The organism is Stutzerimonas sp., assembly GCF_982611455.1.
In genome coordinates this window covers 1-20,457 of sequence record NZ_CEXBBO010000049.1, presented here as the reverse complement: position 1 = coordinate 20,457, position 20,457 = coordinate 1, and the positions used below count along the sequence as shown (strand labels likewise).

Below are 20,457 nucleotides of genomic sequence, written 5' to 3'. Positions count from 1 at the left end.
GGTGGAATCCGGGTATTTTGCCAAAATCTGGAAGTCTTCTTCAGAGTTTCCTTAATGGCTAAGCGATGCGCGAACATCCGCTTTCTTGAATTCAATGGCTTCAATCACCGAGGCGCCACCTGTGATACCGGGCAACCCAGCGCAGCAGACGAGCCGGCGCATGTGCGCGTTTCCATTCGCCGGCTACCGACTTGTTGGCCTCCACCAGGGTCGGGTAGATGTGAATGGTCCCGAGCACCTTATTCAGGCCATGCCCATGCTTCATGGCCGCGACATATTCGGCGATAAGATCGCCAGCATGCTCGCCAACGATGGTGACCCCAAGAATGCGATCCCTGCCCGGCTCGGTAAGTACCTTGATATAGCCTGCGGTGATGTCATCCGTAATGGCGCGATCGAGGTCTTGCAGATCGAAGCGGGTCACCTCGAAAGCCACGCCTTCTTCCTTCGCCTGTTGCTCATTGAGCCCAACGCGCGCCACCTCGGGGTCGGTAAAAGTTGCCCAAGGGATCACGCGATAATCGACCTTGAAACGCTTGAAGGTGCCGAATAGCCCGTTCACCGCGGCGAACCAGGCCGGATACGAGGCGGTATGCGTGAACTGGAACGGCCCGGCCACATCCCCGACCGCAAAGATGTTCGGGAATCGCGTGGCCAGAAACTCGTCGGTCTGCAGCGTATCTTTCGCGCCGATCTCTAGTTCCAATGTCGCCGCCCAGAATCCTGTGCTGCTGGCAACGCGACCTAGCGCGAACAGCACCTGATCGAAGCCGAATGCCACTTCACGCTGATCTTCCAGGCGTGTGCAGAACAGCTGCAGCCCCTCCTGATGGGACTCGAAACGCAGCGCCTCATGTCCCAGCCGCACATCGACGCCATCGCTGCGCAGGCTTACAGCCACGGCCGCACTGGCATCGGCGTCTTCCTTCGGCAGCAGCCGTTCGTTGCGCTGCACCAACGTCACCTGGCAGCCGAGCCGCTGCATCGCCTGCGCCAGTTCACAGCCGACCGGCCCGCCACCGAGTATCAGCAGACGCTCGGGGCGTTTGCGCAGCGACCAGAGATTTTCCGACGTCAACGGCACCACCGCTTCGATGCCGGGCAAATCTGGAATCAACGGTCGCGCTCCCGTAGCGATGACGATGGATCGCGTACTCAAGCATCGGCCGTTAACTTCGACCGTCCAGGGCGATGTGATCTTCGCTTCGCCGGTGATCACCTCAACACCGAGGCTGCTATAGCGTTCGTTCGAATCATGCGGCTCGATCCTGGCGATGACTTTTTGAATGCGCGCCATCACCGCGGCGAAGTCCACCTCACCACTGACCGCCTTGAAACCCAGCCGCTCGGCCCGCTTCAGCTCGTGGGCCAGCTTCGCAGAGCGAATCAACGCCTTGGACGGCACGCAGCCGGTATACAGGCAGTCGCCCCCCATCTGCCCGTTCTCGATCAGCGTGACCTTCGCCTTGACCGCAGCGGCGATATAGGCCGCCACCAGCCCTCCCGAACCGGCGCCGATAACTACCATATTGCGGTCGAAGCGCTCTGGTTTCTTCCAGCCTGCATAAACCTTTCGCGCCTTGAACAGCCCCAGCAGCTTGCGCGATAGCAACGGCAGCAATCCAAGTAGCACGAAAGCACCGATCAGCCCCGGCGACAACACCTCCGCCAGCGAGTCCAGCTGCGCCAACTCTCGCCCGGCGTTCACATAGACCAGCGTCCCAGGAAGCATGCCAAGCTGACTGACCCACCAGAATCTGCGCACCGGCAATTGCGTCAAGCCCATCGCCAGGTTAATCAGGAAAAACGGAAAGGCCGGTACCAGGCGCAAGGCGAACAGATAGAACGCGCCTTCTCGCTCAATACCGTGATCGATGGCAGCCAATCTCCGACCGAAGCGCAATCGCACCCAGTCGCGCAGCAAAAAGCGGCTGATCAGCATGGCCAGGGTCGCGCCCAGCGTGGAGGCGAACGACACCAGCAGCGTCCCGCCGAACAGGCCGAACAGTGCACCGCCGACCAACGTCATCAGCGCTGCGCCCGGCAGCGACAGCGCAGTCACCAGCACGTATAGCACGAAGAAAATTCCGGCAGCCAACCACGGATCAGCAGCCACCCGAGCGTCGAGCGCCTGCTGCCGCGACTGGAATGTGGCGAGATCAACGAAGCGGCCAAGATCGAACAAGAAGAAGGCCGCCACCAATGCAATGACTGCCGTGATCAATAACATTCGGGAAGCTTTCACGATGCAGGTCCCTGCCAATGGAAAAGCGGGCCGCCAGGCGGCGCCGTTTCAGTCCTTCAGTGCGCCACCGCAGCTCGATCCTTGCCCGGCGGTGCAGGCGTAGCAGTGATCACGGGTGGCGATGGGATTGCCATCCAGGCTCGATGATTTCAGCAAATCACGCAGATGCGCGCGGTCACGATTGATCAGGCCAGGCAGTAGCATGGGCAGTTCGAGCATCTGATTGAAATCACAGTCGTACAGGTAGCCTTGCCAGTCGACGCTAACCAGATTGCGGCACATCACACCGCCGAGGTTTTCCGGCCGGTAACTGTCACGCAGCAGCTGCATGTAGCCATTGAACTGCCCTTTGCTCACCAGCGTGCTGCCAAAGCGTGCAATCGGCTGGTTGGTGATGGTCAGCAGGTGATTGAAGCGAATGCCGAAATCTTCGGCCAGATGCGCCTTGTAGTCGGCCTCCAGTTGCGCCTGTGGCGGCGGCAACGACGGACCCTGCGGGTTGAATACCAGGTTGAGAATCAGCCCGTCGCTCTCCTCGCCGTAGCCTAACGCGTTGAGCTGACGCAGCCCGGCGATGCTGGCTTCGAACACGCCGTCGCCACGTTGGCGATCGACGTTTTCCCGCGAATAACAGGGCAGCGAGGCGGTCACCTCGACGCGTTGCTCGGCCAGAAATGCAGCCAACCCTTCAAAGCCGGGTTCACTCAGAATCGTCAAATTGCAGCGATCGATCACGCGCAGGCCTTCGCGCCGGGCATGTAGGACGATCTCGCGAAAACGCGGATGCATCTCCGGCGCGCCACCGGTGAGGTCGAGCGTCTGCACTGGGTGCGCGTCGATCACCTGATGCAGCAAGGCCAGACTGTCGTCAGTCATTGCCTCTTCCCGTGTCGGTCCGGCGTTGACGTGGCAGTGCAGGCAACGCTGATTACAGCGGTAGGTCAGATTGACCTGCAGCGCCTCGAGATGGCCGCGGCGGATCGATGGGAAGCTCAACGCATCGAGCAGGGGTAAAGTGTCACGCATGGCAGTCGCTACTCTAGCTGCTGAGTTTGATGGCCCGAAAGCGCAGTCTGCCGGAAAAACGTGCATGCCGAGCGCCCTCCATCAAAGCATAGCCAAGCCTGCCAAGAATCCGGCACCCGACCGCCAGGAGGCCCCGTTGCCTATAGATCCGACCACAGCGGAACAGACCGCAGCGCCCTGCCTGGTCCTGCTGTGCAAGCGGCCGGCATTGGGCCACGCCAAGCAACGACTGGCCGCAACACTGGGACAACAGTCGGCGTTTGTCGTGGCACAGGCGTTGCTCGACTGTGCGCTGGAAGACCTGCATCAATGGCCCGGCCCGCGAGCGATTGCGCCGGATCAGGAACAGCACCTGACGTGGGCGAGCTCGCTGGGCGTCGAGGCGACCTGCATAGCGCAATCCGACGGCAACCTCGGCCAACGCCTGAATCAACTGGACTGCGAACTGCGCCATGAAGGCCAGCGCCAGCTGATCTTCATCGGCAGCGATTGCCCCGCCCTGCTCCCAGGTGACTATCAGAATGTCAGCGATCTGCTGCAATCGTTCGATACCGTTTTGCTCGATGCCCGCGACGGCGGCGTCGTGTTGATGGCTTCCAACCGCCCCTGGCCTGATCTTGCCGCGCTGCCCTGGAGTACCGATCAACTCGGCAGCACGCTTGCGCAACTGTGCCGTCAGGCCGGGCACAGTGTTGTAATCGCTGGCGAATCGTTCGACATCGACCACGCCGAAGATCTCTCGGACCTTGCCAGCGCACTGCTCGATGATGATCGTCCGGCGCGCCGCCAACTGCTGCGCGTACTGCAACGACTCGGGATTGGCAGCGATGCCTGAGCGCAGCGCCATCAGCGTGATCGTGCCCTGCTGGCGGGACGAACGGGCCTTGGCGCGACTATTGGACGGCCTAGGGGAACTGTTCGCGAGAGCTGAAATAATCAGCGAGATCATCGTCGTGGATGGCGCCGACAACGAGCAATGCCGACAGCTTTGCGAGCGATACGCGGCACGTTGGTTGCCGGCTAAACCTTGCCGCGGTGAGCAACTGCGCCTGGGTGCAAGCCATGCCCGACATCCGTTGTTATGGTTTTTGCACGCCGATGCCCAGCTGCATGGCGACCCACTGCCAGCGATGCAGAAGGCGATCGCCAGCGGTGCAACCGGCGGCTATTTCCGTTTTCGTTTTGCCGGTCGAACAGGCTGGCAAGGCAAGCTGCTCGAACAGCTGATCAACTTGCGATGCCGGTTCGGCGTGCCTTATGGAGATCAGGGCCTGTTCGTCGAAGCTGATGCTTACAAGCGCTGCGGACAGCACAGTCCCTGGCCGCTGTTCGAAGAAGTCGAACTGGTGAAGTGCTTACGCAGACACGGAGAATTCACTCGACTGGATGATGGCGTTCGCGTCGACCCACGGCGCTGGCAGCGCGACGGCTGGTGGCGTCGCTCCCTGCGCAACCGCCTGCTTGCATTGCAGTTCACATGCGGTGTGCCTGTCGAACAACTTGCACAGCGCTACACAGGACAACGCCCAGAGGATTCGGACGAATAGCGCCCGATAGGCACCATGTTCGCGTTGGGCTCAGAACAACCCGAGCTGTTCATCGATCAGTGCTGAAAAGCTGTCCTCAACGAACGGCAGGATGGCGTCCGCGATCGGCTGTAGCTGGCGGGTGACGTAATGGTCGTAATCGATTGCCGCGCGCCGCACCTCGAGCGGTTCCGGGCCTGCCACGGTAATCAAGTAACTGATCCAGCCGCCGTTCTGGTACTGCCGCTGCCGGCCCTGCCGCAAGTTGTAGTCGTCGGCGATCCGCGCGGCACGCACGTGCGGCGGGACGTTGCGCTCATAGTCGTCCAGGCGACGACGCAATCGCTTGCGGAAGATCAGCAACTCGTCCAGCTCACCGGCCAGCGTGCGGCGGACATATTCGCGCACATAATCCTGATAGGGCTCGCGGTTGAAGATGCGCCGGTACAGTTCCCGCTGGAATTGTTGGGCGAGCGGCGACCAATCGGTGCGGACGGTTTCCAAGCCCTTGAATACCAGCCCATCGCTGCCGTCGGGGCGTGTGACCAGCCCGGCATAGCGCTTCTTGCTGCCCTCCTCCGCGCCGCGAATGGTCGGCATCAAAAAGCGCTTGAAGTGGCTCTCGAATTGCAACTCCAGCGCGCTTTCCAGGCCGAACTCCTGCCGCAGGTGTTCACGCCACCATAGGTTGATCCGCTGCACCAGCCGCTTGCCGATGCGCGCCGCCTCTTCGTCGTCGTGGGCGCGCTTGAGCCAGACGAAGGTGGAGTCGGTATCGCCGTAAATCACGCTGTAACCCTCGGCCTCTATCAGCTCGCGGGTGCGGCGCATGATTTCGTGGCCGCGAAGCGTGATGGACGAGGCCAGCCGTGGATCGAAAAAGCGACAACCACTGGAGCCGAGCACGCCGTAAAAGGCGTTCATGATGATCTTCAGCGCCTGGGACAACGGCTTGTTGCCGTCGCGCTTGGCCGCTTCGCGCCCTTCCCAGACACGCTCGACGATGGCCGGCAGGCAATGCCGCGTTCGAGAAAAACGTGCGCCGCGAAAACCCGGCACCGACTCGCCGGCCTCGGGTTCGCGCATACCTTCGACCAGCCCGACCGGATCGATGAGAAAGGTGCGGATGATCGAGGGATAAAGGCTCTTGTAATCCAGCACCAGCACGGATTCGTACAGACCCGGTTGCGAGTTCATCACGAAACCGCCAGGACTGGCCTCCGGCGGTCGCTCGCCGAGATTGGGAGCAACGAAGCCCTGGCGATGCATCAGCGGAATGTAGAGGTGTTCGAACGCAGCCACCGAGCCACCGCTGCGATCGGCCGGCAGGCCGGTGACTGTGGCACGCTCGAGCAAGAAGGTGAGCAGCTCGGTCTTCTCGAAGATGCGCGTGACCAGCTCGCAGTCCTTGAGGTTGTAGCGTGCGAGGGCCGGCTTGTCCTCAGCGAACATGCGGTTGATTTCATCCATGCGCTGATACGGCGTGTCGATCGCCTTGCCTTCACCAAGCAGCGTCTGCGCAACGTTTTCCAGGCTGAATGACTGGAAGCTCCAGGTCGCCGAACGCAGCGCTTCGATGCCGTCGATGATCAGCCGCCCCGCCGCCGCGGCGAAAAAGTGGTTGCTGCGGCTGCCATGTTCGCGCCAGGCCATCTCGTCCCCACCGCGCCCCAGGCGCAGCGGCACCTGATAGCGCTGCGCCTGTTCACGCAACACCCGCAGGTCGAACTGCACCAGGTTCCAGCCAATGATGGCGTCCGGATCGTGCAGCGCCATCCAGTCGTTCAATCGCTCGATCAGCTGCTTGCGACTGTCGCAATACTCCAGCTGGAAATCCACCGCACTGGCATCGCCATTGGCCGGGCCAAGCATGTAAACCTGGCGCTGCTCGCAACCTTCCAACGCAATGGAATACAGCTCGCCGCGCATGGTGGTTTCGATGTCCAGCGAGACCAGCCTGAGTTGCGGCCGGTAGTCTGGCGTCGGCTTGATCTGCGCCTCGACCAACGTGCCCTCCGCATCCGGCTGACCGTTGAAGCTGACGGGTGCGGTAATGAAGCGCTCCATCAGATAGCGCTCCGGCGGACGGATATCGCCCTCGTAGACATCGAGCCCCGCCGCGCGCAGGCGCTTGTCGAGGTTCATCAGCTGACGATGCTGCTTGCAGTACAGCCCGACCACCGGTCGATGATGGAAATCGGTCAGGTTCAACGGGCGCAACTCGACGTCGCGCTCGCCCTTGAGCAGCATTTCGACCTTGTGCTGTTGCTCCGCCGGAATGAAGGCAACCGAAGGCTGGTACGGCACGCGGAGCCGACGCGGCCCTGCATCGGTCGCCAGCCAGAACTCCACCTCGGTGCCGGCCGCCGTATCGCGCCAATGCCGGGTCAGGACGAAGCCCTGCTGAAGATCCACCGTTTGCCTTCCTTATCTGCTTTCGAAGGCGCTCATTCTACGTGGCATTGGCGGGTTGGGCGCGATGACACGACGGAGCCATGTCATACGATCTCTTAAGGCGTATCGATTCATGAACGCCGCCTAAAATGTCCGAATAGCCTTTGTTTGGCTTTGACAAGCCACCCATCGCTGACAATACTCAGCGATGTCGTACGACAACTACATCAATAATAACAATGGAATCAGCATGTCTCCTTCAGCCGCCCCCGCTCCCACTTGCGTTTCGCTGCCGTTACCTCAGGTACACAGCCCTCCTCACTTGAACCGCTAACGCTTCTGTATCGACTGACTTTGCCGGGAACCGGCAGAGAGAGCCGCTTCGCCTCGCCTCTTTGAAAAGAAGACGCTATGTAGGACGCACCCCATGACAATAAGCAAAACTGACTCCACCACCGACGAGCCGCGCAATGCCCGTCGCGCCTTTCTCAAAAACTCGCTGATGGTCTCGGCGGGTGTCGCATCGATGGGCAGCCTGGGCCTATCCCGACTCGCGATTGCAGAGCCGCTGACTCAGCGCTACCCGGATGAGTTGGTGGAAATCCTCGACGAAAGCTTTGCCAAGTACCGGCTGTTCAATGCCAGCGTCGAGCAGCTCGCCACTGGCATGCGCTGGGCTGAAGGTCCGGTCTGGGTCGGCGACGGCCGCTATCTGCTGGTGAGCGACATTCCAGAGAACCGGATCATGCGCTGGGACGAGATCACCGGCTCGTTCGATACCTATCGCGAACCCTCGAACCACTCCAACGGCCTGAACCGCGATCTGCAGGGTCGACTCCTAGCTTGCGAAGGCTCGACCACCAACGGTCAGGGCCGCAGAGTTACCCGCACCGAACCGGACGGCAGCATTACGGTGTTGGCTGACACATTCGAGGGTAAGCGCTTCAATTCGCCGAACGATCTGACGGTCAAACGGGACGGCTCGATCTGGTTCACCGACCCACCCTTTCAGACCGCCAACTACTACGAAGGCCACAAGATCGAGACCGAACTGCCGGATGCCGTCTACCGTATCGATGGCGAAACCGGCGCGGTAACCCGTGTGATCGACTCGATTGCCGGTCCCAACGGCATTTGCTTCTCGCCTGATGAGAAAGAACTCTACGTGGTCGAAGGCCGTGCGAAGCCAAATCGTCTCGTCTGGGCCTATTCAGTCAACGATGACGGTACGCTCGGCGAGCGCCGCAAGCACATCGAAGCACCCACCCATGGCGCGCTCGACGGCATCAAATGCGACGAAGATGGCAACCTCTGGTGCGGTTGGGGCAGTTCCGGTTCACCGGAAGCGAAAACCGCCGAACTGGACGGGGTGATGATCTTCAATCCACAGGGAACGGCGATCGGCAAGATCAGGCTGCCGGAGCGCTGCGCCAACCTGTGCTTCGGCGGCAGCAAGGGCAATCGGCTGTTCATGGCCAGCAGCCATTCGATCTATGCGTTATACGTCAACACCCGCGCCGCGACCTTTGGCAATCACGCCGCCTGACTTGGGGTTGGCAATGGTGACCCGGCGGTGGGTCACCGTTGCAACCAGAACGTAGTTGGATCAGGCGACCGAGGCATCCTCGCCCAAATGAATCACCCGCGCAGCCCGAAGCATGCATTTGGCCAATTCCGGCGGTGAGAACTTCGTCAGAATGTCGTTGGCACCGGCCGCCTTGGCCTTGTCGGTGCTCATCGTGCTATCCAGCGAGGTGTGCAGGAGCACGTAGAGGGAGGCGTAAGCCGGATGCTTGCGCAACGCCTGGGTGAAGGAGTAACCGTCCATTTCAGGCATTTCGATGTCCGACACCACGACATTGATCGCCTCGTGGGTATCTTTCAGGCTGTCGAGCTTCTCGAAGGCCTCGCGGGCGCTACGCACCGCATGGCAGGTCACGCCCATCTTGCTCAGCGCCGATACCGACATGTGGATCGCAACTTGACTGTCATCGACGATCAGCGCGCGGGTTTCGGTGAGCAGCTGTGCGTCTTGGTCATCGAGGTGGGAAATGTCTGCCTCGATCGGAACCGGCGCAATGTTGTGCATCACCTTTTCCACGTCAAGAATCTGGATCAGCTCACCGTCGATGTCGGCCGTGCCGGTAATGAACGAACTGATTCGCGCACCGTAGGGCGGCGGCAAAATTTTCGAGGACTGAATGTGGACGATCTTAACCACCGACTGCACGTGCAGGCCCTGCTTCGATCGACTGATTTCGGTGACGATCAGGCAGCCGCCTTTCGGATCCTGCAGCGGCGCCATGCCGATGGCCAGGCTCAGATCAATGACCGACAGCGGCTGACCGCGCAGCGTGGCGACGCCACGCACATGGGGGTGCGCCTCAGGCAGCCGCGTCAACGACGGGGTCGGGATTATCTCGCTGACCTTCAACAGATTGATCGCCATCTGCTTGCCGCTGCGAAGCGTGAACAGCAGAAGCGATAAGGAGTCGGTGGCGGATGCGTTATTCATGGATAGTCCTGATAGGGAAAGCCGGTCTCGTGCTGGGATATCACCTCGCTACAGCCTTGTCGGCTGGCGCGGCGAAATCTTCAGTCGAAAACCAACCGCGCCCGACGAGATGTCGGCTTTCCCGCAATCAGACGCGCTCGAAAATCGCTGCAATCCCCTGTCCGCCACCGATGCACATCGTGACCAGGGCATAGCGTCCCTGAACGCGCTGCAACTCGTGCACCGCCTTGACGCTGATGATTGCGCCCGTAGCACCGACCGGATGGCCGAGCGAGATACCCGAGCCGTTCGGGTTTACCCGTGCAGGATCCAAACCGAGCTCCTGCATCACGGCACAGGCCTGCGCGGCGAACGCCTCGTTGGCTTCGATCACATCAATCTGTTCCAGACGGATACCGGTACGTTCCAGAACCTTGCGCACAGCTGGCACAGGCCCGATGCCCATGTAAGCAGGATCGACACCGGCATGGGCATATCCGACCAGGCGCGCCATCGGCTTCAGCCCCAACGACCGTGCCCGCCCCGCCTCGGCCAGTATCAGCGCCGCGGCACCGTCGTTCAGACCGGACGCATTGCCGGCGGTCACGGTGCCATTTTCGTTTTTGAACACCGGCTTCAGTGCCGCAAGGCGCTCCAAGGTGAGGTCGGGGCGCAGATGCTCGTCGGTGTCGAACAAAACGCTGCCCTTGCGGGTCGCGATCTCGACCGGAACGATCTGTTCGCGAAAGTAACCGTTCTCCAAAGCACGGACGGCACGCTGCTGACTTTCCAATGCCAGTGCATCCTGCTGCTCACGGCTGATGCCGTAGCGCTCAGCGACGTTCTCTGCGGTTACACCCATGTGGAACTTGCCCCAAGGATCGTGCAGCAGCGTGTTCATGTAGTCGATCGCCGCGCTGTCACCGAGGCGCGCCCCCCAGCGCAGATTGGGCAGGATGAAGGGGCCGCGGCTCATGCTTTCGGCACCACCACCAATGGCCAAATCGGTATCGCCGAGCAGGATCGACTGCGCGGCGGAAATCACCGCCTGCAGGCCCGACCCGCACAGGCGATTGACGTTGAACGCCGGCGTTTCCAGCGGAATGCCGGCATCCACGGCGGCCACTCGCGCCAGATAGCCGTCTCGGGGTTCGGTGGGTATCACGTTGCCCATCACCACGTGACCAACCGCATCCGGCGGCGTCCCGGAACGTTCCAGAACGCCGCGACAGACCGTGGTGGCAAGGGAGGTGAGGTCGACATCCTTCAGCGCGCCGCCAAAGGAGCCAATCGGTGTACGGACGGCGCCGACAATGACGATTTCGCGTTCAGCCATGGTGTTTTCTTCCATTCGATTTCAGATCGCGCCGGTCGAAGCGGCACAGAGGTTGGTCGATCCTAGCGGGATAGCGCCTGAGAACAATACGGATGATCGCAGAACGGCTCTGCGAATTTGCAGAACCCGATAGTCACCAAACTGACGACAAACGTCGGGAACGATGAGCGACCGCCCCGGGCCCAATCCAGATAACCCCATGGAGGTCCCGAAATGAGCAAGGCAGTCAAACCGGACGCCGAACAACCCTACTTCGATACGCCCGCACACATCCCGAGCGGCAGCAACCACCAGATTCCGCACAGTCATCGGCTGGTCTATCGCGACCACGACGTCATCGTGCATATCACCGGATACGAGTACGAAACCTTCGGTGAAACGCTTTGGGCCGTAGGGGCCGAGGTGGTGAAAGACCGTGAGATCGTCGTCCCGGTAAACGTCGATCAAACGCAGCATTACCGCAGCTTCGACGAAGCGCTCGAGCACGGCACGGAACTGGGCAAACGGCTGGTCGACGAGTTGTAGCTCGGCCGCCACAAGGGGCATCGGGACCATTCCTGGCTCGCATCCACTGCGCTCCCCTGCATCTCATCAGAAGGAAACCCACCGATGAAAGAGAACAACGCGAACGTCCGACATGACGAAGACCAACAGCGTTATCTGCTGGAAATCAATGGCCAAGCGCTCGGCTTTGCCGAATACCAAGAGGACGGCGACCGCCAGGTATTCACGCACACCGAAGTGGATCAGAGCCTCGAAGGTCAGGGCATGGGCAGCATGTTGATTCGCGAGTCGCTCGACGATGCTCGCCGGCGCAGCAAGCGCATCGTGCCCGTCTGCGAATTTGTCGCCGCCTATGTAAAGAAGCACCCGGACTGGAACGACATCATCGAGGCCCAATGAAAGCACCGATGGGGCAGGCATCCGTCACGTAGACGGGTAACATGCCGGCCCCCAATCTGAAGCGCCTCGCATGACTTGTACCAACCGCCAGATCGACCAACTACGCCGCCAGATTCCCAGCTTCGCCTGCGAGCCTGGCTGTCACGATTGCTGCGGGCCGGTGACCGCCTCATCTGAAGAAATGGCGCGCTTGCCACATCGCAGCGACGCCGAACACAACGTGGCGCTCGCGGCGTGGAACTGCGTACACCTCGGCCTCAACGGCTGCGAAGCCTACGCTGAGCGGCCGCTGATCTGCAGGCTGTTCGGCACCACCGAAAGCTTGCCTTGCCCACGCGGTCGCGGCCCGGAAGTTCCAACCGCGCCTCGTGTGGAAAAGCAGGTGCACCAACTCATTGCCAGCACGCGCCAAGTGCTGGTCTAGGCATAGACGAGAGAGATTGATGAGCAACGAACTGCAAATCTAGGACGTTCTGCTGGGCGACGGCAAGGAAGTCGTGAAAGGCGCGCTGATTACCACCCAATACAAAGGCCAGCTCGAAGACGGCACCCCTTTCGACTCATCCTACGAGCGCGGCAAACCCTTCCAGTGCGTAATCGGCACCGGCCGGGTCATCAAGGGCTGGGAGCAGGTATAGCGAAAGTAGGCTTTCCATAAATCGTGGTATAGCCCACCGCGTACGCAAGTCATCCAAATACACAGTGGACCAGTTACTGCTTAGATCGCCCAGGTCGCAGAACGGGTGCGATTGCCCGCGTCATCTCTAATCCGCACACTTCCCATGTGCGAAATTCCAAGCTGATCAGAAAATCTTGACAGCGCCCGGCCAAAACCTGCATTGCGGGAGAGCTGAACATTCATACCCCGATTTGATAGGAACACTCCTTCCGCCACGCGGATGACGTCAGATGTCTTAACGAGGCGTTCACCTCTCTGACGTAGCAAGGCGATAGCTGACTTGAGCAGTGAAAGCAGATCGTTTCGTTTATGCATTTCGTTTCTCCAAGATTGGAGGCACCCAGAAATCGCGTGCCCCCTACATATAAGGATCAGCGAGCATTTCCAACACGAAATAGCTTGCCGTCCGTCGGATTGCATCGCTACACGTATCGGCCTTGCCCGATTCCTGAAAAGCCAACGTGATCGGTTTACTGTCCTTCGCCTTCCCCTGAACATCGAACGGAACAGGGGTTTTCGTGGGGAAAATCGTAGTTGAAAAAGACGATAGGGATTTCAGTCGTGCGGCGACTCAGCTACAGCCAAATAATGCAATTTCACACGCTGTAGCATACGACACTCACATAAGGGCAGTTACGCCCCAGAAGATTACCGCACTACTAATGCATACATTCTGAAAATCAGAGTACACTCCTTTTCCGTGTAACCCCTTGCTGCGTCTATCCCGTAGCCAGATGATACACAGCCGCCACCATCACAGATCGAAGGTAGGTATAGGAAAGAATTTGATTCTCAGGAGGGGTACTAGGTGTCAGAGGTAAGTGAAGACAAGACCAAGAGGAAATATCTCTCAATGCTCCGTGCCCACCCTTGGCACCATCAGCACTCTGTCTTCTATTCAGATGCTTCAGACAGCATTGCCCTGCTCGATGACATGGTTGCTTTCAAGCAGCTCCTACGCCGTCGCCATCCCGATCACCCGTTCCTATTACGGATTCAACTGTTGAACAGGGAAAAGAATTTTCAAGCCTATCTGAGCATCCTCGCTCCTGAACGAATCAGCGATCTTCAAGAGATTGCAAATAAAACCTTTTCTGCGGATGTGCGGGTGTTAGGCAGGGTTTGCACGGATGGTCGGTTAGAACGCATGGCATCAGCCATCAAAGTACAGAAGCCGCACAACCTTGAACACTTCTTTGATAAAGGCAGAGTTCGCCGCTTCTCCGTATTGAATAAACATTTAATTGAAGAACCTACGACTATAACGGATTAAAGCTATAACCGTTCGTCGGCAAGTATAAGTATAATTCGATTATATGGACCGTAGTGTTGCTATTTATCGATCGAATCAGTTAATATATACAATATATAGAAAATACATTTTATGTCTCCCAGCTAAACCTCTCATCCAAACACTTAACACCGGCTACTCGGTGATTTTTTGTTTCTGCGTGTCCGGTCACTTACACAGGTTTGACTCAGCCTTTCAATATGATTCCACGGGTTAGGCAAACTAATCCTGCAAGCAACCTTTAATTTTGCTCTAACCATTAGGCCTCTCACGCAATCAGAGAGCGTTCCTTATTCCCTATTGGTTTCACGATCTAAGGTTGAAATGTCTTTGCGGTTACCTTTATTGCAACACCCGAAGGGGCAACTGTGTTTGCCCCTTCTTTTTGAGCTTATTTTACTAACGATCCAAATTTCAAACAATGGAGAATTAAAAGATGACTTTGGTAACAAGACAATGCCTGTGGTGTGCTTCAGATATGGCAACGACCAGAAGCTCAAAAAAACTGTGTAGCAAGACTTGCCACTCCCAATTTAATAGATGGGCTGACAATATAAATTTGACGAATATTCAAGGTTACGAGCGGCTTGTGTCATTGCTGACAGATGGCAGGTCGCCTAACAGAAACCATCCAATCAATAGAATTGATTTAGCTGCTGCCGAGTATTGGAACAGTAAAACCAAGCTACTGAAAGCGGTAGCTGAATTTTCCAAATTTCCAGGTGCAACCCAAACCATAGACGAAGTAGTCCAACTCCTACAACCCTAAAATCAACTTGACTCTAAAAATTCTATAACAAGCCAAAAGGACAAAACTAACGTCGGAGCTTGCCCCAGAATAATCAGAGTCTCCACAAGGAGGCCATCATGCCCAACTATTTTATTATCAACAAACCTTCTAACCTGATCTTGAAAGTTATTTCTCTCAAGCACAGCCCCGCCGAAACGAAGGTTGAGAAATATGTACCAGCCTCAGATAAAACTATTGCTGTCCTTGACAAATGGTTGCTTGGTAATCCCGGCTTGCTGATGGACATCGGTGATCTGATGAGCAGATCTGAATACGTAGAAGACTACATTGTCCGCACTCGCAAAGATAAGTCTCAAGTACCAGTGGCAAAGCCTCAGCGCCTTTACTACCGAGAAGAGCAGATCGAGAAGTATGCGGATCGGCTGACGACTGTATGTAATTGGATCGCTAACCACCCCGACGCCAATGAGAACGACCTTAACGAAGTGTTTGGTATGGGTGTCGTAGCTGCTAAAGCGTATTTAGCAAAGTACAGTTAATAACGTATTTACTGATCTGTAGAGCACAAAACCTTGCAACCCTACCGGTTATGCCACTTGCAACTTTTGCTGCTTTACAGCCCCCGTATTTACTGACTCAAATACCTCCGTTAACTCATATCCTAACCTGAACTGGAGAACATCGCTATGCCTGAAGAAAAAGAGCAAATCTCGTGCTGTGTATGTAGTGAGTTATTTACACCAACACGAAGCCATCAACGCAAGTGCAGCAACCTTTGTAATGCGCTCATCTACTATCGAAGGGAAAAGGTTCGCACACTTCTTTTGAAATTGCATACCCCTGCTCAATTGGCAGCACTTGAAGTGTTTGCGGAGGCTTTGACTGATGACTGACCCAGTAACCACAAGCCCCTCAGCTTTTTAGAAAGAGAAAACATTATGAAAATTAAGCTCAGTGACCAAGCTGCATCAGTGCTTCTCAATCTGTACAAGGCCAGCGGTGAGACCTGTAACCTCACGCACTTTTTGAACGTACTGATTTGCAAACAACAACAATCTCAACTCCCGTTTTTCGAGGATACTAACAATGTCAAAGAGGATCACTTGCACTCAGTGTAAGAAGCGTTTCACACCATCACGAGTAGATGCCAAGTATTGCTCTGCTGCGTGCAAGCAATCTGCTTTTAGAAAAGCACAAGATAAAATTTCGGCACTGCATACCGCTCTAACCAAAACAGGATTTCTAACATACGTTGCATACGAAGTTCGCCGTGCTGGGTCTGTTGAAATACTGCGTGGCCACACGACAGCTTCGTTTGTAGAGCTTCACACTATCTGGTCGTATTGCAATAAAGCTTCTGCCTTCAAAACAAAGGAGCGCGCTTACGAACTGAGCCACATTTTCCCAGTATGCGGAATCGCTGGAAAGATTGGCTGCCTACACCCCAGTAACCTAGTGGTACAGCGAGCAGCCTTCAACCGTAGGCACGGCAACAAATACTTCTCTGGGGGCAAGAGCATCAGCCGAGCAAGCCTGAAGCCTCGCTGGCTTGTAGACGAGAAGATGCCGAGGGCTCACATTTTCAACCTGATCTTCAATTATCTTGGTGACGACATTCTAAGATCGTTTAAAAAGCAGTGCCAGCCGAAGAAGCTTGCAAAAGTATCATTGCTGGATTGGTTCGATAAGAAGGTTTGTCTTCTTGATAAGCCGGTTGATCTTAAATCTTTGGGTGTAGATCAACTGCGTCATATTCAAGCTGAGCTGCAATCAAAGGAAGTCTTCAATCTGAAGTTCGATTCGTATTCACTTGCTAAGGTTACGTTTGATGAGATAGCCCGGCTTGCGAACTATCGCCAAGATTCAGACCTCACAGATGCACAGCGCTTTCTTTCTAATCTGCGATGGGACAGTGACTTGGATTTCTTCATAAATGAGGAGCTTTCAAAAGATGGTAACGACGCTGCTGCTTCTAAGGCATTAGAGCTTATAGAGCCTGTATTGCTTGGTAAACCGCTCCGCCTACCTGACTTGGCTTGGGAGTGCCAGCATGCACGTGAAGCCGCTGTTGCCGAGTACGAACGTCTACAGCTACAGCGCCTGGAACAACGCAATCAGATGTTATTGGAACGTCAAGAGCGTGATGCCAAAAGAGTTGCTGCGGATAGAGAATGGAGATTCAATTTTGAGCTTGAGTGTGCTGAAGAATATGAACGCATAACTGGCAACCTATCGACAACCTACATTCACGATCAACATTACCAGTTCGTTCAAGAACAAATGTGCCCTTTCTAAAGAAACTTACAGCAGCATCTACTCCAGAATATGTTACCGATAATCTGACTATCCCCTACTCTGAAACATAGACAGCACTAAGGCTCCAGAGCATTTATAGTCTATTTTCCCTGCCACACTTTCAGAGCATTTTGTAAGACTACTGGAGTATTTCCATCTAGTCACGCAGTGACAATCAAACCCTAAACCTAAGCTTTTGCTCTTCACGAAGTGCAATTAATGGGGCTTTATCGCCCTTAGAACGCCACTAACGGCAGTCACCATAAAGAAGGAAACAAAAATGCAAAACACATTCAATACAAACTATATCAAAGTCAGCACCACCGCCATCGCCCCTTCTGATTTCGAGTTGAAGACTAAAGTCTGGGAGAACGAGCAAGTCTACAAAAATACTGCAATGTCTTGTGTTCGTATCAGTGGGCCTCTGCCCGTTATGCTGAAGCAATTTCAACAACTCACCTCCGAAGGCTACACACTGAACGAGTCTCTACCAGCCTCCTCCTTAGGTGCAGTCAGTTGCTTCCTTTCAAAGCCGAAGGACCAGCAGAAAGAAGATTTGTTGCTTATCAAGGAAGAGGTAGAGCGGCAGTATTCCGAAGCCATCGCAGCTAATTTTGAAGCCCATAAGACAACTCTGATTGAGCAGGCGTTGCAAGCTGAGCATCAGAAAGCTGTGGATGCTGAGAAAGCCAAGCAAGCCAAGCTCGAAGAGAAGGTTCGCAAACAAGTAGAAGATCAGTTGCAGGAGGTGCAGCAATGAAAGCTCAGGACATCCTCTCTGCCTTTCAAACACAGCCAACGGCTGCTATCAAGACTTTAGTTAAAGGCGACTACTTCGTTGTCAGTGCCGGTGAAGTGCTTCTGACGCAACTGGATCAAAGCTCTGTCGCCTCTCTTCGAAAGAGTGGAGTTATCACCATACAAGCTGATGGCGTTGACGCAGTTGTCTATGAATATCTCAAATCTAGGGGGATAGTATCAACACGAGATATGCTGCAAGCATCGCCATCGTTCAAGAAAGAATGCTCTTAATATTGTTATAAGATAACACATTAGAAACAGGCAGACAGGAGGGGTTTCCCTCCCCTGCACTATCACAACAAACAGGCTACAGGGCTTATGTTTACTAAGCTGTAATGGCTAAGTGCTAAGCCTGATGGCTTCTCCCACGTAGTACGCGATCAATAATAACAACAAAGGTGTTAAATGTTCCGAACAATACTCTTATCAATGCAACTTGCCTGCTTGCTTGTAATTACACATCAGCTACAAAGCACATATTCACCAACCGTGGCAGACCAGACGCTTTTGTATCTTGAGAACCGTATCGGCCGTATCGAATCGAAGGTTGATGACAACGCCCGGCAAGTGACAGCGCTCAAGCATCTGAGCATGAGAGGTCAACTGTAGTTATAATGACCGTCTGTTAACCAGTCATAGCTTCAGGAGTTGGTGCTGCTCTTCAAACCGGGCTTGAACCTGCCGCCCGTGCTCCAGCGCTTGTTTAAGAGTTTTGCTAACGTATGCTCCCACGCCAGCAGTTGTCTTACGCTCATCAAGTTCAAGCTCAAATAAGGGATGATACTCGCTGCTATAGGCCACGTAAGTTTTAAGGTTTACGGTCATATGAACTAGGAGACTAGCAGACTCATAGCTGAGTTTTGGTTCGTTAGGAGTACGGGTCCGATTGGTTGCTTCGAGCATCTGCTCCACCTTAGTTTTTGCAAAGCCTTCCAGCCGATCTATAGGCGCATCGATCACCAAGAATTCATTACCAGTCTCAGTCTCAGTCACGCTCAATCGCATTTTTAAAGATTCGCTATATATCTTCCCAAGCCGAACCGCACCGTTCGTTGTGCTAAGCAGGTTATCGTTTTCACGCTGCTCGATCAGACCCGGCACGGTCATGATGGCAGCAGCCAACACGATAGAAACTCCAACAATCGTGGCAGAGGACTTGGAAGACATTTTTATTCCTTTCGTTTTGATTTTACCCGAGTCCACAGGACACTAACCTAGTAGCGTCTACCTAGGTTGGGTGAGGTCTTGTAGAGCCTTTACGTTCTGGTGTAAGACTTTTCGATTGAGCGACCGAGCGTAGGTTTCAAGGTCACGTTGATACTCAAAGGATTCTCCACGCAGCATGTTTTGAATATTGCATAACAAGGTGACTTGCAGTGCTGGGTTCTCCAAGGTCATCTTTGTCAATTCCAGCCGCTCGACTTCCTTTACGACGCTGTCCAGGTGGTTGCTGATCTCGCTCTTTACATCCTGCCGCTGTGCATACTCGTATAGTTTCACAAGCGTTAGGTCGGGTGTTTGTCCTATCTGGTATACAGCCATGTCACCAACCAGACGGCTAACCATCGAATCCCCTGTCCCCGAGACAGCCATCAGCACATCCTCCATAAAAACCAACGCGCCCGAACGCCGATCCTCGAAGCGAAATCTGTCATCCTCACAGGCTCCTTTCTCTTCGAGCCATTTCATCTGCTCCTCCAGGCTCATTTCATCGGCAAACGCTGGCAAGCCAACACTCAGGAGAATAACTAAGCCTAGTCGGAGCATGGCGGGTCCCTTGGTTTATATTGCCATCATCCTAACATCAGTATGGGTAGCCGCTGCGCTGATACGATGGTGTCAGAAACGGTCGTTTACGAACCTAGCGGCAATCAGAATTTTTAAGGTGTCATAAAATAGGTATTGACATTCTGACACCATGAATTATTATGAGTCTACGTTTTTGACACCCTAAGGATTTCACCATGTCCCGCACCTTCGCTTACTGCCGCGTCAGCACCACCGGACAGGTAACAGAAAACCAAGTGCAAGAGATTCGTAGTGCAGGCTTCGATATTCAGCCCCAACGCATCATTGAAGAACAGGTGTCTGGTTCTGTGCCTGCCAATGAGCGTAAAGGCTTTCAGAAGCTTCTAGAACGCATGGAAGCGTCTGACGTGCTGGTTGTCACCAAGCTCGACCGTCTCGGCCGTAATGCGATGGACGTTCGCTCTACCGTTGAGTTGTTGGCTTCGACGGGTGTCCGTGTTCACTGCCTCGCCTTGGGTGGCGTAGACCTCACCAGCCCAGCCGGAAAGATGACAATGAGCGTTATCGCCTCGGTTGCTGAGTTTGAGCGCGATCTACTTATTGAGCGTACACAAGCAGGCTTGAGCAGAGCGAAGTCTGAAGGCAAGACTTTGGGTCGCCCTGCCGCTGCATCCGCTGACAAAGTACAGGCTCTGAAGGTTGCTGGGTTCTCACAAACAGCAGCAGCCAAGGAGTTAGAGTGCAGCTTGAGCACAGTTAAACGTTTGTGGAATGTCGCGGCGTAACCGACTACCAGCCACACAACAGCCCTGCCTAATGCGGGGCTTCTTTATGCCTGCCAAACACCTCTCAAACGCAGCCGCAAACCCCTATAACAGTGCTCAAACAGCACCATAGAACGACGTTCTCTATGATTGTTGGCGCTGATGGAAAATTGACCCACCTTGCCGATTGAAATTTGACCCAG

At 55.5% G+C, this 20,457-nt stretch carries 21 protein-coding genes and 1 pseudogene; 14 read left to right on the top strand and 8 right to left on the bottom strand.

The window, feature by feature from the left end:
• Positions 1–100: 100 nt before the first annotated feature.
• Both AC2LD7_RS20280 and arsS read right to left on the bottom strand, forming a co-directional pair.
• The gene (locus AC2LD7_RS20280; protein WP_484599464.1) at positions 101–2,245 is read right to left on the bottom strand and encodes an FAD-dependent oxidoreductase; all 2,145 of its coding nucleotides are present in this window, start codon (positions 2,243–2,245) and stop codon (positions 101–103) included.
• 48 nt (positions 2,246–2,293) lie between these two features.
• A complete protein-coding gene (gene arsS / locus AC2LD7_RS20275) occupies positions 2,294–3,271 on the bottom strand; it encodes an arsenosugar biosynthesis radical SAM (seleno)protein ArsS (RefSeq protein ID WP_484599463.1) in 978 nt (325 codons plus the stop codon).
• 136 nt (positions 3,272–3,407) lie between these two features.
• Between arsS and AC2LD7_RS20270 the strand changes: the two genes are divergently transcribed.
• On the top strand, positions 3,408–4,106 hold the full coding sequence (locus AC2LD7_RS20270) for a TIGR04282 family arsenosugar biosynthesis glycosyltransferase (protein ID WP_484599462.1): 699 nt from the start codon (positions 3,408–3,410) through the stop codon (positions 4,104–4,106).
• Positions 4,099–4,818 (top strand): TIGR04283 family arsenosugar biosynthesis glycosyltransferase, encoded by a 720-nt coding sequence (locus AC2LD7_RS20265; protein WP_484599461.1) that lies wholly within the window; start codon positions 4,099–4,101, stop codon positions 4,816–4,818. The genes AC2LD7_RS20270 and AC2LD7_RS20265 overlap by 8 nt, the downstream gene beginning before the upstream one ends.
• 30 nt (positions 4,819–4,848) lie before the next feature.
• On the opposite strand, the gene AC2LD7_RS20260 is transcribed toward AC2LD7_RS20265, so the two are convergent.
• Positions 4,849–7,212: a DNA polymerase II gene (locus AC2LD7_RS20260; protein WP_484599460.1), complete on the bottom strand. Its 2,364-nt coding sequence runs from the start codon at positions 7,210–7,212 to the stop codon at positions 4,849–4,851.
• Between the two features lie 406 nt (positions 7,213–7,618).
• Between AC2LD7_RS20260 and AC2LD7_RS20255 the strand changes: the two genes are divergently transcribed.
• A complete protein-coding gene (locus tag AC2LD7_RS20255) occupies positions 7,619–8,737 on the top strand; it encodes an SMP-30/gluconolactonase/LRE family protein (RefSeq protein ID WP_484599459.1) in 1,119 nt (372 codons plus the stop codon).
• A 60-nt stretch (positions 8,738–8,797) separates the two neighbouring features.
• Here AC2LD7_RS20255 and AC2LD7_RS20250 read toward each other — a convergent pair whose 3' ends face one another.
• Both AC2LD7_RS20250 and AC2LD7_RS20245 read right to left on the bottom strand, forming a co-directional pair.
• Complete coding sequence (locus AC2LD7_RS20250) at positions 8,798–9,706, bottom strand: chemotaxis protein CheW (protein WP_484599458.1); 909 nt, start codon at positions 9,704–9,706, stop codon at positions 8,798–8,800.
• Positions 9,707–9,833: 127 nt separating this feature from the next.
• Positions 9,834–11,021, bottom strand: a complete 1,188-nt coding sequence (locus tag AC2LD7_RS20245; protein ID WP_484599457.1) for an acetyl-CoA C-acyltransferase family protein — start codon at positions 11,019–11,021, stop codon at positions 9,834–9,836.
• A gap of 213 nt (positions 11,022–11,234) precedes the next feature.
• Between AC2LD7_RS20245 and AC2LD7_RS20240 the strand changes: the two genes are divergently transcribed.
• The 4 genes and pseudogenes from AC2LD7_RS20240 to AC2LD7_RS20225 all read left to right on the top strand — a co-directional run.
• Positions 11,235–11,546 carry a hypothetical protein gene (locus AC2LD7_RS20240; protein WP_484599456.1) on the top strand — a complete coding sequence of 104 codons (312 nt, stop codon included), beginning with the start codon at positions 11,235–11,237 and terminating at the stop codon, positions 11,544–11,546.
• 84 nt (positions 11,547–11,630) lie between these two features.
• Positions 11,631–11,924, top strand: coding sequence for a GNAT family N-acetyltransferase (locus AC2LD7_RS20235; protein WP_484599455.1), 294 nt, complete (start codon positions 11,631–11,633; stop codon positions 11,922–11,924).
• Between the two features lie 70 nt (positions 11,925–11,994).
• On the top strand, positions 11,995–12,348 hold the full coding sequence (locus AC2LD7_RS20230; protein WP_484599454.1) for a YkgJ family cysteine cluster protein: 354 nt from the start codon (positions 11,995–11,997) through the stop codon (positions 12,346–12,348).
• A 49-nt stretch (positions 12,349–12,397) separates the two neighbouring features.
• Positions 12,398–12,556: pseudogene (locus tag AC2LD7_RS20225) on the top strand (FKBP-type peptidyl-prolyl cis-trans isomerase); the annotation flags it as partial.
• Between the two features lie 86 nt (positions 12,557–12,642).
• Here the strand turns inward: AC2LD7_RS20225 and AC2LD7_RS20220 are convergent.
• The gene (locus AC2LD7_RS20220) at positions 12,643–12,918 is read right to left on the bottom strand and encodes a hypothetical protein (RefSeq protein ID WP_484599453.1); all 276 of its coding nucleotides are present in this window, start codon (positions 12,916–12,918) and stop codon (positions 12,643–12,645) included.
• 538 nt (positions 12,919–13,456) lie between these two features.
• On the opposite strand from AC2LD7_RS20220, the gene AC2LD7_RS20215 reads away from it, so the two are divergent.
• The 6 genes from AC2LD7_RS20215 to AC2LD7_RS20190 all read left to right on the top strand — a co-directional run bounded on the left by AC2LD7_RS20215 (position 13,457) and on the right by AC2LD7_RS20190 (position 17,972).
• Positions 13,457–13,876, top strand: coding sequence for a hypothetical protein (locus AC2LD7_RS20215; RefSeq protein ID WP_484599452.1), 420 nt, complete (start codon positions 13,457–13,459; stop codon positions 13,874–13,876).
• Between the two features lie 885 nt (positions 13,877–14,761).
• Positions 14,762–15,184, top strand: a complete 423-nt coding sequence (locus AC2LD7_RS20210; RefSeq protein WP_484599451.1) for a hypothetical protein — start codon at positions 14,762–14,764, stop codon at positions 15,182–15,184.
• Between the two features lie 147 nt (positions 15,185–15,331).
• The gene (locus AC2LD7_RS20205) at positions 15,332–15,538 is read left to right on the top strand and encodes a hypothetical protein (RefSeq protein ID WP_484599450.1); all 207 of its coding nucleotides are present in this window, start codon (positions 15,332–15,334) and stop codon (positions 15,536–15,538) included.
• A 193-nt stretch (positions 15,539–15,731) separates the two neighbouring features.
• Positions 15,732–16,940: a hypothetical protein gene (locus AC2LD7_RS20200; protein WP_484599449.1), complete on the top strand. Its 1,209-nt coding sequence runs from the start codon at positions 15,732–15,734 to the stop codon at positions 16,938–16,940.
• A 280-nt stretch (positions 16,941–17,220) separates the two neighbouring features.
• Positions 17,221–17,700 carry a hypothetical protein gene (locus tag AC2LD7_RS20195; RefSeq protein ID WP_484599448.1) on the top strand — a complete coding sequence of 160 codons (480 nt, stop codon included), beginning with the start codon at positions 17,221–17,223 and terminating at the stop codon, positions 17,698–17,700.
• On the top strand, positions 17,697–17,972 hold the full coding sequence (locus AC2LD7_RS20190) for a hypothetical protein (protein ID WP_484599447.1): 276 nt from the start codon (positions 17,697–17,699) through the stop codon (positions 17,970–17,972). The genes AC2LD7_RS20195 and AC2LD7_RS20190 overlap by 4 nt, the downstream gene beginning before the upstream one ends.
• Before the next feature lie 402 nt (positions 17,973–18,374).
• On the opposite strand, the gene AC2LD7_RS20185 is transcribed toward AC2LD7_RS20190, so the two are convergent.
• Both AC2LD7_RS20185 and AC2LD7_RS20180 read right to left on the bottom strand, forming a co-directional pair.
• Positions 18,375–18,908, bottom strand: a complete 534-nt coding sequence (locus AC2LD7_RS20185; RefSeq protein ID WP_484599446.1) for a hypothetical protein — start codon at positions 18,906–18,908, stop codon at positions 18,375–18,377.
• Positions 18,909–18,965: 57 nt separating this feature from the next.
• The gene (locus tag AC2LD7_RS20180) at positions 18,966–19,430 is read right to left on the bottom strand and encodes a hypothetical protein (RefSeq protein ID WP_484599445.1); all 465 of its coding nucleotides are present in this window, start codon (positions 19,428–19,430) and stop codon (positions 18,966–18,968) included.
• 275 nt (positions 19,431–19,705) lie between these two features.
• On the opposite strand from AC2LD7_RS20180, the gene AC2LD7_RS20175 reads away from it, so the two are divergent.
• A complete protein-coding gene (locus tag AC2LD7_RS20175; protein WP_484599444.1) occupies positions 19,706–20,275 on the top strand; it encodes a recombinase family protein in 570 nt (189 codons plus the stop codon).
• Positions 20,276–20,457 lie beyond the last annotated feature (182 nt).

What these genes read in the sequence shown, in the direction of transcription:
- arsS (WP_484599463.1), bottom strand. Translation starts at nt 3,271, where the DNA reads ATGCGTGACACTTTACCCCTGCTCGATGCGTTGAGCTTCCCATCGATC.
- AC2LD7_RS20265 (WP_484599461.1), top strand. Translation starts at nt 4,099, where the DNA reads ATGCCTGAGCGCAGCGCCATCAGCGTGATCGTGCCCTGCTGGCGGGAC.
- AC2LD7_RS20255 (WP_484599459.1), top strand. Translation starts at nt 7,619, where the DNA reads ATGACAATAAGCAAAACTGACTCCACCACCGACGAGCCGCGCAATGCC.
- AC2LD7_RS20250 (WP_484599458.1), bottom strand. Translation starts at nt 9,706, where the DNA reads ATGAATAACGCATCCGCCACCGACTCCTTATCGCTTCTGCTGTTCACG.
- AC2LD7_RS20245 (WP_484599457.1), bottom strand. Translation starts at nt 11,021, where the DNA reads ATGGCTGAACGCGAAATCGTCATTGTCGGCGCCGTCCGTACACCGATT.
- AC2LD7_RS20240 (WP_484599456.1), top strand. Translation starts at nt 11,235, where the DNA reads ATGAGCAAGGCAGTCAAACCGGACGCCGAACAACCCTACTTCGATACG.
- AC2LD7_RS20235 (WP_484599455.1), top strand. Translation starts at nt 11,631, where the DNA reads ATGAAAGAGAACAACGCGAACGTCCGACATGACGAAGACCAACAGCGT.
- AC2LD7_RS20230 (WP_484599454.1), top strand. Translation starts at nt 11,995, where the DNA reads ATGACTTGTACCAACCGCCAGATCGACCAACTACGCCGCCAGATTCCC.
- AC2LD7_RS20220 (WP_484599453.1), bottom strand. Translation starts at nt 12,918, where the DNA reads ATGCATAAACGAAACGATCTGCTTTCACTGCTCAAGTCAGCTATCGCC.
- AC2LD7_RS20215 (WP_484599452.1), top strand. Translation starts at nt 13,457, where the DNA reads ATGCTCCGTGCCCACCCTTGGCACCATCAGCACTCTGTCTTCTATTCA.
- AC2LD7_RS20210 (WP_484599451.1), top strand. Translation starts at nt 14,762, where the DNA reads ATGCCCAACTATTTTATTATCAACAAACCTTCTAACCTGATCTTGAAA.
- AC2LD7_RS20205 (WP_484599450.1), top strand. Translation starts at nt 15,332, where the DNA reads ATGCCTGAAGAAAAAGAGCAAATCTCGTGCTGTGTATGTAGTGAGTTA.
- AC2LD7_RS20200 (WP_484599449.1), top strand. Translation starts at nt 15,732, where the DNA reads ATGTCAAAGAGGATCACTTGCACTCAGTGTAAGAAGCGTTTCACACCA.
- AC2LD7_RS20195 (WP_484599448.1), top strand. Translation starts at nt 17,221, where the DNA reads ATGCAAAACACATTCAATACAAACTATATCAAAGTCAGCACCACCGCC.
- AC2LD7_RS20190 (WP_484599447.1), top strand. Translation starts at nt 17,697, where the DNA reads ATGAAAGCTCAGGACATCCTCTCTGCCTTTCAAACACAGCCAACGGCT.
- AC2LD7_RS20185 (WP_484599446.1), bottom strand. Translation starts at nt 18,908, where the DNA reads ATGTCTTCCAAGTCCTCTGCCACGATTGTTGGAGTTTCTATCGTGTTG.
- AC2LD7_RS20180 (WP_484599445.1), bottom strand. Translation starts at nt 19,430, where the DNA reads ATGAAATGGCTCGAAGAGAAAGGAGCCTGTGAGGATGACAGATTTCGC.
- AC2LD7_RS20175 (WP_484599444.1), top strand. Translation starts at nt 19,706, where the DNA reads ATGTCCCGCACCTTCGCTTACTGCCGCGTCAGCACCACCGGACAGGTA.